Consider the following 12602-nt stretch of genomic DNA (forward strand, 5'->3'; position numbering starts at 1 on the left):
TTCCTCCAGCCGACTAACGGTCGCGCCTGAAGGCCCCGAAAACCGGCGAAGATGGCATTTCGACAGGATGTTGACGTCAATCATCCGCCGGACGGGCATTAACAAAAATTGCCGCTACGCTTATAAAGGCCGGCCCAAAAGGCGCGGGCTAGAGCTTCTGGCACCCGCGTTCCGGATGAATCGAGTGGAAGAACCGATATGATCGACCTCGCAACCTGGAACCTCAGCGTTCCCGTTGGCAGCCCGCCGTACACCGTCGAAACCGAAAAACTGGTGAACGGCTTCAAGGATCAATACTTCCATTCCGACACTGGCACGTTGTTCTTCTGGTCACCGGTTACCGGGTCAAAAACCGCCAACGCCGTCTATCCGCGCACCGAATTGCGCGAGACTTACAGTAACGGCACCCTGCGCAACTGGTATTACCCGGACGCCGACAACCTGCTGCGCGCCACCCTCACCGTCAACCAGGTCCCGAGCTCGGGCAAGATCGTCATCGGCCAGATCCACGCGTACGAGAGCCAGCGGCCGATGGTCAAACTCGAATATCAGTACAAGGAAAAAACCCAGACTGGCAATCTGGTGATCAAAGTGCGCATGCGCCCGGACGATGCCGAAAGCCGCGTCATCACCCTCGCCACCGGCATCAAGCTTGATCGCGAATTCAACTACCTCATCCACCTAAGCCCCGGCGGTGCGCTGGGTGTAAGTGCGGCGGGCTATCAGTGGGACTCGCAGATCAGCGCGACCTGGCGTGACAAGCCGCTGTATTTCAAGGCGGGGGTTTATGTGCAGGACAACACGGGGTACACCAGTGAAGGTGGGCAGGTCACTTTTTCGAAACTTGATATCGATCACGACAAGTAATGCGGGCAGGCGCACCGACACAAGCGGCAACAGGGTTGGGGGCGATGTAGTAGCTATGTATATCGGGTGCGTTTGCACGAGTGATTAGGGTAGGGCGAGTCGACTGTTCGATTCGCGCGCAGCTCGCCAACGAGGGCGGCGCTGCACGGCAAACCTACCTCTAAGGAAACTCGGGTCATGACTCCACTCCCCCTCAATCCCGGTGATGACGCCCTGCGCCGATTGCCGGTGTGCGTCACCACCATCGAGCATCTGCTGGATGCGCAACCGGACTTCGCGGCGGTAATGGCCGCTCATTTACGCCAGGGTCTGGCAAACCTAGTACCCGACAACCCGCCCGATCCCGATGCGGTTTTTCTCAACGAATACGTGTACGACCCGCCCTCGCCGGATGCCCAGGAAAGCCCTGCGCCCACTGCCCGTCTCATCCGCACGCGCAACCTGACTCAGGTGCTGCAAGAAGCCATTGCGACGCAAAGAACGCCGACCGCGCTTGAGAAAGAACCGCAGAATCGCCGAGTCGAGCGGGCGGTGGGCTTCTACTATCGGCCTCACCACACGGGGCGCGACGGTGTAGTCACCGGCCTTGAAGTCGCGGCAGTGAATACGCTGATCGGTGATTTGCAGCAGGACAGCCCAATGCTCTATTGGCTTGCGCTTGAGGCATTCTGGTCGTCGCCCCATGTCACCACGGGTGCGCTGACGGTGCATGAGGCCGTCAGTCAAAAACAGCGCATGGCGTTTCGTCTTGAGGCAGACCTCAAACTGCACGATGCCCAACAACAGCTGCTGCAAGCCGAGCAGGCGTTGCAGCAAAAGCCTGCCGACATACAGCGTCAGACCGCCGTGGACACCGCCAGGACCTACGTGACGGTGGTGATCGAAGGCCGGCAACTGATCGAAAATCTTGTGCTCCACGAGACCACGAACAACGCCACACCGGCGCAAGTCGTCGGCATTACGTTGTTTGCGACAGATTTGCCCGAATGGTCAGCCCCGCTGAGCGGCTGTTTCATCATTACCGAACAATTGCATGGCGCGCGCCCCACCGTGCTGTACACCCCACAATTCGGCGTCGAGATATTCCAGCACTTCAACGCCATGGAAAACTTTCTGCGCCGTCGCCTCGTGGCGGGCCTTGAGAAAACCCTTTTGCTCAAGAACATTGCCCTCAGCGAAAGGACTCGCGCCAGCGAGGTGTTGAGCCAAGGACAGAACTTGCGTTACAGCCCGATCACCGGCGCGGTGTTCAGTGCCTGCCTGAAGGCGTGCCGCCAACAGCAGGACACCGAACTGGATCACGCCTTCGACTCGCCCCGGACCACCTTCGACGCCCTGGCCACGCGCTTGCACACCACACTGGCGTTGCCACTCACGGGATGTCCGGACTTGATTGCGCGCTTGCCTGAAACGCCCGCGCCGATGGCCATCACCGCGCAGACGCTGCCGGACATCGAGCAGCAGACACGCTTGATTCAACGCTGGAACGATCTCAATCAGCAGATCGGCGATGTACTCGACGAGCAGCGGCATCCTTCACTGCAGACGGCCCTCACATCTCTGCTCAAGGAGACCTTCCCACAGCTGCCGACCGATAGCGGATTCGCCGGTTTATATGTAAACCACTACCAGACCGATGACGATGGTCTTCGCCGACTGGAGTCTTCTCGCCCATTGCTCGAAGCGCTGCGCACCTTGTTGCTTTGGGAAAACACCGCTGTGCCCAGTGATGAGGATGACGCTGTGCAACCGGAGGACGCCGCTCCGGTCACCGAAGGCGTATTCAGCAGCCCCACGGCTTGCAACGAAGCCGAGCAGATCCTGCAAAACGGCTCGCTGCCGCAATTGGCTGAGGCCCTGCAAGCGCGTTTGTCCGAACAGGTCAGCGCTTACTGGCAGACTCCGGTCGCCCCCGAGCTGAGCTGCCCACAGGTGCGGTTGATTGACCTGCATCGCCAGGCCCTGGATGTACAGGCGTGCCTGCGCACAGCCGACCAGACCCTGAGCCCACAGGCGAAACAGTTGATCGACAGCGCGCTGCGCTATCCGACTTTGGCCCGGCGTGAGACCAAATTCAGCTATGGCGCGCGGCCTGGCGTCTATCAATTGACAGTCAACAGTGGCACCGCCGAAGGCGCGCGCCTGGCGGGCAGTTTCGTCCTGACGGCCCGGGACGGTTCCAGCCCGGTGCTTCCTCATTGGCCCCATGGACACAAAAATCTCGATAGCCGAGGCGTCGGCGGGAGCAGCGACGCCGGCCTGGTGGTGCTCTATACACCGCATCGGGGCTTTGAAGAAATGCCGACCCTGCAAGCGCTGCGTGATACGTTGGTGGCACGCTTCAATGCCGGCGACGATACCGGCAGATTGCTCGCCGTCGGTTTGCCGCTAGCGGTACAACACACGAAAACCGGTTTGTGGGGCAGCGACCTGCGCCACGCCTTCGCACCGATAGCGGACGACTTTGTCGCCGACAGTATCCAGACATTGCTGGACAAGCAGCAGGCGGATATCCAGACCATTCTGGGGCTGACCGAAGATGAGCCGGACAGTGCAAGCAATGGCCGCACAGAACTGATCGAATTGCTGGATATGGCCGACGCGTTCGTGGCACGTAATCGGCAGTTGCTGGAGCACTGGCGTCCGGACTGGGAAAAACGCCTCAGCCTGAATGACCGCAAGGCCCTGCAAGAGCTGGCGCAGACCGCAGAAGAAAAACAGCAACAACTGAGTCAGCAATGGAAAGCCCTCATCCCCTCCCTGGCGGACTACGCCAAGGGACAGGTGCTGCTGAAGATACGCACATTCCTCGCAGAAAAAGGGCCGGACGGCCAGGCCAGGGCAGACTACCCGTCCGAGGGCGTCGACCCGGACCAGACCATCGTCATCCGAGCCAGCAGAACCCGGACCGGCTCTGGCATACAGGCCGGGTTTGGTACGCTGCATGAAAGCCTCGCAACCACTCGCATGACGCTGACCAACCTGCTGCTGAAAAACAACAAGCCCTGGGAAAAGAGCCTTGCATGGACAGAGCACGACTCGCTGGCGGCCAGGCTGGTTACAACGCAAGGGCGCTGGGTACTTGATCGCCAGGGCAAAGCCGTCAGCCTCGATCAACAATGCCTGGAGCGCTGGGTCAAAGAGCTGAACATTGGTCAGCGATACACGCAAAGCGTGCTGGACAGCCATCTGGCTCCCCAGGCCACTACGACCGATGCCATAGCCCTGAAACAGGTCTGGATGAACAATCAGGCGTGTGCGCTGGAATACTCGGCGCTGTCGGCCCGATTGAGCCCTGATGCCTATCGCAGTGCATTGCACAGCGACAATACGCAGAAAAAAGCCGCGGCATGGATGGCGGCAGTCCTGGCCGGCCCCGATCCGGCAACGCGCCAGACCGTCGACGGACAGACAATCATTGCCAATGCCCTGATGTTCAATCCGGCCAACAACGCCCCTGAGGGACGCGGCGGCCAAACCGTGAACGGCGTGCTGATTCTCTCTGCCGCCAACAGTGACATGCGCGTGCTGTATACGCCGGATGCACCGGACGGCATGGACCTGCGAGAGATCGCCAGCGAAGCACATCTGCCCGCGCTGATGCGCAGCCCGGCCTGGCAGGCTTACCTGAAGGCGCGATTACCAGCGAACACTCGCCTGCTCAACCACCGACTGGCCGCCTACACCGGCGATATGCTGGCCGGACTGTATCGACAGAACTACTTGCACCTGCGTGACAAGACCGACGCCGAAAGCGTGACCAACGAAGAACTGGACGCGCAGTCCAGGTTCAACAAGGTGATGTTCGGGGTCGATGTCGTAACGACGATGCTGGGCGCGTTCCCCTGGGCTGGCCATCTGGGCTCTACGGCGTTGCGCTGGGCCGGTGGCGCCGGTCGTATCAGCGTCCAGACCGTGCGCCACCTGGGACAAAACGTTGCGGGCCTCATTCTCCGTCGCGGGATGGCTGGGCGCGTGCTGTTCGAGGTCGCGACGGCGACGACGAAAGTCGGCAGCGTTGCGCGGTCCACCGGCATTGGCATCAAACCTTTGCAGATGCTGCTCAGGCCGGTGAAGCAAACACCAATCGCCGATCTGAGCGGGTACCAAAGCGCCTTTATGCAGGAACACACGCGCCTGCTGGTCAAGGGCGGTATTCCGGCCGGCTCTTCTCTGGCCGAAGGAACGGGCATCTATAGGTCCCCCGCCAATACCTTGCTGGTGCGCAGCACGGGCGCAAAGGGTGAGGAGCAGGTATTCCGGATCCAGAACTCATTCAACCTCTACGACCCCAAAGGGCTGGTCGCTCCGGTGCTCACGCCGAGTGGAGCGTTTACCTCTTTCAGATTACGCAAGATGCCCAATCAACTCTGGGCACTCGACACTCTGAACCGGTTACCCGGTGGTGGCCCCAAGGCCGACAGCCGAACAGTAAAGGCGCTTAGAGAGTGGGAAGAACGGATCACCGCCAATGCCCGCTCTGCCAATCCTTTACCTACTCTCGACCCCGTACCTTTTTTCAATGAACGAAACATTCCGATACGGTCCTGGAACAAATTCGTCAGACGAAACACAGGAGAAATCAATACGCTCGGCTATGCGATGCTCATGCCGGCAAAACACCAGAAGCTGACAGACGACCTTTTTCAAATATGGCTTTCCATGAATCAACCCACCGAAGAGGCCGCAGAGGCGTTTGCCTGGACTCACCGCCTGCACCCTTTGAGGTGGCGCACCTTCGTTGCAAAAAATGGCGAGCTGACCATCTCCGGCACTATCAGGGCAATAAAACTGCAAAAAGGCGCCGCGGGAAAGTACACCAGGATTACCGACCAGCACTTTCGGGACTGGCACCAGCTTTCTCTCAAACCGGAAAACCGCAACCGCTACGCGGTCGTCAAGTTCGCACTCGATAACGACATTCATGCTGAATCGTGGATGAAATACGTCAAAACCAACGGCGAATTCAGGATGACGATCCGAACGGTTGCTGAACGTGTAAACCGGCTGGGGCTGATAAACACGCAGCCTCAACCGGGGCCTTCGGGGTCCTCTGCCTGAACAGGCGGTGCTGGAGGACCTGAAGCTCCCTTGAAGCAAGCCTGCTTGCGATTGCGCAATATCGCCCGGCGACATTATCGGCCGGGGTATCGCCATCGCGAGCAGGCCCGCTCCTGCAAGCTCAGCTGTGCACCGCGGAGTCCGCCACCTCGACGTGATCCAGCACCCGTTTCACCGCCAGCTCCGCCAGTAGGGTGATATGCGCAATTGCCAGAATCGATTCGGGTGATTCCCTGGAGTTTAATAATTCTGTCCCTTTTTAGAAACAAAGAAACAAAGGGACAACAAAGGGCAACAAAGGGGACAGATTTATTTAAATCCGATGGATCAAGCCGGGGCAACAAAAGCAACAAAGGGGACAGATTTATTTAAATCCGATGGATCAAGCCGCGCAGCCTTCCGAACTGCAGTTGATAAGAGGGGCGTTGCAACGAGGGCAATTGACGGGCAGTCCGCGCTTCACAGACGAAATTGCAACAAAGGGGACAGATTTATTTAGATCACTGCCCCCCCTGTGACGAGGGAGCGTGCTTCCGTTCGAACACGTAGTAGGCCCCGCTTTTTTAGGACCGCTTCGCGCCCCAGCGGGAGCAAGTTCCCTCGCCACAGGTATTTTGTCACTGAAAAAGGTGAAAAAAGGGGGCAGAACTATTGAAATCACCTGCCCTTCTCCGCTGCTACACTTACCTTATCGCTACAAGGACGTAGGAGGCTACATGCCAAGAATGGCACGAATTGTATTACCCAATTATCCGCATCATATCGTACAGCGAGGCCACAACAAGCAAGTCGTATTTGCCGAGCCAGAGGACTTCCGGCGCTATCTCAGCGATCTAAAAGAACTTAAACACCATTTCGGGGTGAAGGTCTATGCCTTCTGCCTAATGACCAATCATGTCCATTTACTACTCGCTCCTGGAGAAGACGCATCTGCACTCGGGCAGCTAATGAAAGGCTTGGCGGGCCGCATGACGCGTTATCGCAACAAGCTCGAAGGACGTTCGGGCACTCTGTGGGAAAGTCGGTACAAATCCAGTGTCGTCGAAACAGACACCTATTTGCTGGCCTGTAGCCGATATATCGAACTCAACCCGGTGCGAGCTGAAATGATTGCTCGGGCACAGGATTACCCTTGGTCGAGCTATTCCTTGAGGCTCAAAGAGACTGCTGAGAACACTTGGCTGGATGAAGGCCCTGGTTTCAAAGGACTTGGCTTGGACCATTCAACCCGCGTGGATCGTTACATAGAGTTCATGGATCAAGCCGCGCCACCCTCCGAACTGCAGTTGATAAGAGGGGCGTTGCAACGAGGGCAATTGACGGGAAGTCCACGCTTCACAGACCAAATTGAAAACATCACGGGAATGCGGATTTCACGGCGCTCTAGAGGGCGACCTGCGAAATAGTGCGGACGCTTACACAAAATCGAAGGGGCAATAGGGATGAGTTAATAAATCTGTTCCCTTTTTCCGTCCTTTTCCCTTTTTCCGTCCCCTTTTTCCTGGGTTCGGCCAGCGAAATGCTCAACAACTTCGCCGCGACGCTCGACGCCTCGCACCGCAAGACTGCGCTGGGTATCGCGCAAGTGGTCATGCTCGGCGAGTTGGCGGTGAATCAGGCGCTGGATCATGTCGAATTGAAGGAGTAGTTCTGCTCCGGAAAAAATCCGCCTCTTGGCGGATTTTTAGGAGAACGCTCTAAAAAATTTACCCCCTTTTACGCCCCCTAAACCTACCAAAGTTATATACCAAGACAAGTTTATCGCCAATGAACATAAAAACCTGTCAGTTATTACAGGTTCAACTTACAAAACAACCGCCTAACCTTCTTCAAGCCAAGAGCTATCACAGCAAAATAATTGGCTGAACGTGCGTGTCTTATTTAGAAACCAGGTAAGACTCGACTCATATTACAAGGAGCAATAAAGATGGCTAATGAAACAACTATCACATCCATCCGAAAAGACGTAAATGGCTTTTTTATTACCGGAAAATCCGTTCCTAACAGCAGGATTTACGTCACGCTATCTCCAAACGGCGCGACTCAACTGGGATCAGGAGAGTCTTACGGAGACGGAAATTTTGGCTTTACAATTAGCTTCCCGGAAAAAGGATTACAAAAAGTTGTTGCAACAGCCTTGGTAAATGGTGTCGCTGACAATACAAGATGGTCAGCCGTATATTCGTATAATGTTGCATAATTTAAACCCCATAATCTCATGCCCTCTATTTTAGCGAACGAGTCCTCCACAAAAAACCCGCCTCTCGGCGGGTTTCTTTTAAATCAGCTTAACACTCAGGCTCAGTTAACCTTGGCGTTCAACTCACCCTTCAGATAACGCTGGTACATCGCTTCCAGCGAGATCGGTTTGATCTTCGAAGCATTACCGGCAGTACCAAACGCTTCGTAACGAGCGATACACACGTCACGCATTGCAGTCACAGTGGCGCCGAAGAATTTACGTGGGTCGAATTCGCTCGGATTGGTGGCCATCAGGCGACGCATCGCACCGGTGGAGGCCAGGCGCAGGTCGGTGTCGATGTTGACCTTGCGCACGCCGTGCTTGATGCCTTCGACGATTTCTTCAACCGGTACGCCGTAGGTTTCTTTGATGTCGCCGCCGTACTGGTTGATGATCGCCAGCCACTCTTGTGGCACCGAGGACGAACCGTGCATAACAAGGTGGGTGTTCGGAATGCGCTTGTGGATTTCCTTGATGCGGTCGATCGCCAGCACGTCACCGGTTGGTGGCTTGGTGAATTTGTAGGCGCCGTGGCTGGTGCCGATGGCGATGGCCAGGGCATCGACCTGGGTGCGCTTGACGAAGTCAGCGGCTTCTTCCGGGTCGGTCAGCATCTGACTGTGGTCCAGAACGCCTTCAGCGCCGATACCGTCTTCTTCACCGGCCATGCCGGTTTCCAGCGAACCCAGGCAGCCCAGCTCGCCTTCTACCGATACGCCGCAGGCGTGGGCCATGGCGACGGTTTGTTGGGTGACGCGGACGTTGTAGTCGTAGTCGGTCGGCGTCTTGCCGTCTTCGCCGAGCGAGCCGTCCATCATTACCGAGCTGAAGCCCAGCTGGATCGAGCGCTGGCAGACGTCAGGGCTGGTACCGTGGTCCTGGTGCATGCACACAGGGATGTGCGGGAATTCTTCGATTGCCGCCAGGATCAGGTGACGCAGGAAAGGCGCGCCGGCGTATTTGCGGGCGCCGGCCGAAGCCTGGACGATCACCGGGGAGTCAGTCTTGTCAGCGGCTTCCATGATGGCGCGCATCTGCTCAAGGTTGTTGACGTTGAAGGCTGGAACGCCGTAGCCGAACTCGGCTGCGTGGTCCAGCATCTGGCGCATGCTGATAAGTGCCATTGTGTGTGTCTCTCCCGGTTGAGGGTCGTTGATCGTGCCAGCCTGCCGGAGCGGCGGCGGCTATTCAAGTTAATGCAGATCGGGGGTTGAGGCCCGGTCTGGTGATTCGATGAAGCCAAACCTGTATGGATACCGACCTGTGGCGAGCGAGCTTGCTCGCGCTCGGCTGCGAAGCAATCGTAAACCCTGCCAACACGGTCATTCTGAAACACCGCATCGTAAGGTTTCGGGATCGCTTCGCGCTCCAGCGGGAGCAAGCTCCCTCGCCACAAAAGCCATTGCCACAATGAATCTGCGGCGTATTCGTTTACTGCGTTTTGCAACCGCGGCCAATCAGGTCATTGGTGGCGACCCAGTACACCAGGCCTTCGTCACCTTTGACGTGAAACGCCAGCATGCCGTCGCTGTACAGCGTGCCCGAGGCGCCCGGTTCTTCTTTCAAGCGATAGACCTGATCGCCGCCGCCGAGGCGAACGTCGACTTCCTTCTGGCCGGCATCGGCGTAACGCCACAACACCTTGGCCTGGCTGTCGCAGGTCCAGGTCGTCCAGTTGTCCGCCGGGGCCGACGACTGAAACAGATTCAATTGCGCGCAACCGCCCAACAATGCCAACGCCGCAACGGCGATCAAGCCTTTCATCCGTGTTCCTCGACTGACAGCACACGCCGCCAGCCCTGAGTTAAATAGTCAGACCCGTCAAGGACAACCATGTTCCTTGACCGGGGTTTGCGTCTCGTATTTGTCCAGGCCATCCGGCCCCGAGCGCTTGTTCAGCACCGGGTTGGTTTCGGCCTGCCAGTCGGCCTGGTAACAGCCTTTCTGCGCCTCACTCGGTGCAGGCGTGGCTTCGGCCTTCGGGTTACTCCCGCAGGCCGCCAGCGTACCGGTCAGCAACAACAGTGCTAACGACTTGACCATGTGAACACTCCTTTGCCTGGCCAAACGGGCGGCCTCAGGCCTTGGCCCGGCTTTCCAGGACTTCAACCGCTGGCAGCACCTTGCCCTCGACGAATTCGAGGAACGCGCCACCCCCGGTGGAAATGTAGGAGATTTGCTCGGACACGCCATATTTATCGATGGCCGCCAGCGTATCGCCACCGCCGGCAATGGAAAACGCCGAGCTTTCGGCGATGGCCTGGGCCAGCACTTTGGTGCCGTTGCCGAACTGGTCGAATTCAAATACGCCGACCGGGCCGTTCCACAGAATGGTCTTCGACGATTTCAGCAGTTCGGCGAAATTGGCCGCGGTTTGCGGACCGATGTCCAGAATCATGTCGTCAGGCGCAACGTCGGCGATCAGCTTGACGGTGGCTTCGGCGCTTTCGGCAAATTCCTTGGCGACCACCACGTCAACCGGCAAAGGCACGCTGACTTTGGCCGCGATTTCACGCGCAGTGTCGAGCAGGTCTGGTTCGTACAGCGATTTGCCGACCGGATGACCGGCCGCAGCGAGGAAGGTGTTGGCGATGCCGCCGCCGACGATCAGTTGGTCGCAGATCTGGCTCAGGCTGTTCAGCACGTCGAGCTTGGTCGACACCTTGGAACCGGCAACGATGGCCGCCATTGGCTTGGCCGGTGCGCCAAGGGCTTTGCCCAGCGCATCCAGTTCAGCGGCCAGCAGCGGGCCAGCGGCAGCAACTTTGGCGAACTTGGCGACACCATGCGTCGAACCTTCGGCGCGGTGAGCAGTACCGAAAGCGTCCATCACGAACACGTCGCACAGGGCCGCGTATTGCTGGGCCAGTTCGTCGGCGTTCTTTTTCTCGCCTTTGTTGAAGCGCACGTTTTCGAACAGCACGATGTCGCCGGCCTTGACGTCGACGCCGCCCAGGTAGTCGGCCACCAGCGGCACTTCGCGGCCCAGGGCCTTGCTCAGGTAGTCGGCGACAGGCTTGAGGCTGTTCTCGGCCGAGAACTCGCCTTCGGTCGGACGGCCAAGGTGCGAGCAAACCATCACGGCCGCGCCTTTTTCCAACGCCAGCTTGATGGTCGGCAGCGAAGCCAGGATTCGCGCATCGCTGGTGACAACACCGTCCTTGACGGGGACGTTGAGGTCTTCGCGGATCAATACGCGCTTACCTTGCAGATCGAGGTCGGACATCTTCAACACGGTCATGGGTCGCACTTCCTACGGTTTTTTTGAAGTTGCTGTTTGCAGATAGTGGTCTGCAACGTCCAGCATTCGGTTGGCAAAACCCCACTCGTTGTCGAACCAGGCCAGGATGTTCACCAGCCGTGGGCCGGAAACGCGGGTCTGACTGGCATCGACGATGGCCGAATGTGGGTCATGATTAAAATCACAGCTGGCGTGCGGCAACTCGGTGTAGGCCAGCAGGCCTTTGAGCGGGCCGTGGCTAGCGGCTTCGCGCAGGATCCGGTTGACCTCGTTGGCATCCGTCGCCGTGGCGGTCTGCATCGTGATGTCGAGGCAGGACACGTTGACGGTCGGCACGCGCACGGCTTTGGCCTGAATTCGCCCGGCAAGTTCCGGCAGCAGGCGCTCGATTCCGCGCGCCAGACCGGTGGACACCGGGATCACCGACTGAAACGCCGAACGGGTGCGGCGCAGGTCTTCGTGATGATAGGCGTCGATCACCGGTTGGTCATTCATTGCCGAATGGATGGTAGTGATCGATACGTAATCCAGGCCAATCGCCTTGTCCAGCAAGCGCAACAGCGGCACGCCGCAGTTGGTGGTGCAGGACGCGTTGGACACCAGCAACTCGTCGCCGGTCAGGCAGTCCTGATTGACGCCGTAGACGATGGTGGCGTCGACATCCGCTTCGCTGGCCATCGGCTGCGAGAACAGCACCCGTGGCGCGCCAGCATTGAGAAAGCGCTGGCCGTCTTCGCGGGTGTTATAGGCACCGGAGCATTCAAGCACCAGATCGACGCCCAGAGACGCCCAATCGATGCCTTCGGGGGTGGCGCTGCGCAGAACCTTCACGCAATCGCCATTGATATGCAGACAATCGCCCTCTACACGCACCTCGCCAGGGAAGCGACCGTGAGTGGAGTCGAAGCGTGTCAGGTATTCGATGCTGGCCATGTCGGCCAGATCATTGATCGCGACAATTTCAAACCCGGCCTTTTCGCCTCGCTCGAACAATGCCCGCAAGACGCAACGACCAATGCGGCCGTAGCCGTTGAGTGCAACTTTGTAGGGACGCGGTTGAGGCATGGGGTTCTCGATTACCGTGGTGAATCAGGCATTGCGATGTTGCCTGAACCAACGCTTTCGCGAGCAGGCTCGCTCCCACATTGGGATGCATTTCCCTGTGGGAGCGAGCCTGCTCGCGAATGGGCG

The 12602-nt window shown here is 58.2% G+C and carries 10 protein-coding genes; 5 read left to right on the top strand and 5 right to left on the bottom strand.

Annotated elements, in window-relative coordinates; translation table 11 throughout:
- Positions 1-198: 198 nt before the first annotated feature.
- The 5 genes from HU743_RS25470 (at position 199) to HU743_RS25485 (ending at position 8128) form a co-directional block, all read left to right on the top strand.
- Entirely contained in the window at positions 199-867 is a 669-nt protein-coding gene (locus HU743_RS25470; RefSeq protein ID WP_186549299.1) for a polysaccharide lyase family 7 protein, read from the top strand.
- Between the two features lie 228 nt (positions 868-1095).
- Complete coding sequence (locus tag HU743_RS25475; RefSeq protein ID WP_186652029.1) at positions 1096-5928, top strand: hypothetical protein; 4833 nt, start codon at positions 1096-1098, stop codon at positions 5926-5928.
- A 716-nt stretch (positions 5929-6644) separates the two neighbouring features.
- Positions 6645-7334 (top strand): transposase, encoded by a 690-nt coding sequence (locus HU743_RS25480; RefSeq protein ID WP_186652037.1) that lies wholly within the window; start codon positions 6645-6647, stop codon positions 7332-7334.
- A 113-nt stretch (positions 7335-7447) separates the two neighbouring features.
- Positions 7448-7576 (top strand): hypothetical protein, encoded by a 129-nt coding sequence (locus HU743_RS27390; protein WP_273509091.1) that lies wholly within the window; start codon positions 7448-7450, stop codon positions 7574-7576.
- 279 nt (positions 7577-7855) lie between these two features.
- Positions 7856-8128 carry a hypothetical protein gene (locus HU743_RS25485; RefSeq protein WP_186652031.1) on the top strand — a complete coding sequence of 91 codons (273 nt, stop codon included), beginning with the start codon at positions 7856-7858 and terminating at the stop codon, positions 8126-8128.
- A 101-nt stretch (positions 8129-8229) separates the two neighbouring features.
- On the opposite strand, the gene fba is transcribed toward HU743_RS25485, so the two are convergent.
- From fba to epd, 5 genes are all read right to left on the bottom strand, one after another.
- Entirely contained in the window at positions 8230-9294 is a 1065-nt protein-coding gene (gene fba / locus HU743_RS25490) for a class II fructose-bisphosphate aldolase (RefSeq protein ID WP_008081027.1), read from the bottom strand.
- Between the two features lie 307 nt (positions 9295-9601).
- Positions 9602-9934: an MliC family protein gene (locus HU743_RS25495; RefSeq protein WP_186631629.1), complete on the bottom strand. Its 333-nt coding sequence runs from the start codon at positions 9932-9934 to the stop codon at positions 9602-9604.
- 57 nt (positions 9935-9991) lie between these two features.
- On the bottom strand, positions 9992-10213 hold the full coding sequence (locus HU743_RS25500) for a hypothetical protein (protein WP_186549309.1): 222 nt from the start codon (positions 10211-10213) through the stop codon (positions 9992-9994).
- Positions 10214-10247: 34 nt separating this feature from the next.
- Positions 10248-11411 (bottom strand): phosphoglycerate kinase, encoded by a 1164-nt coding sequence (locus HU743_RS25505; protein ID WP_186652033.1) that lies wholly within the window; start codon positions 11409-11411, stop codon positions 10248-10250.
- A gap of 12 nt (positions 11412-11423) precedes the next feature.
- Positions 11424-12476, bottom strand: coding sequence for an erythrose-4-phosphate dehydrogenase (gene epd / locus HU743_RS25510; RefSeq protein ID WP_186652035.1), 1053 nt, complete (start codon positions 12474-12476; stop codon positions 11424-11426).
- Between the last annotated feature and the right edge of the window lie 126 nt (positions 12477-12602).

Source organism: Pseudomonas sp. SWRI99 (assembly GCF_014270125.1).
GTDB classification, from domain to species: Bacteria; Pseudomonadota; Gammaproteobacteria; order Pseudomonadales; family Pseudomonadaceae; genus Aquipseudomonas; species Aquipseudomonas hamedanensis.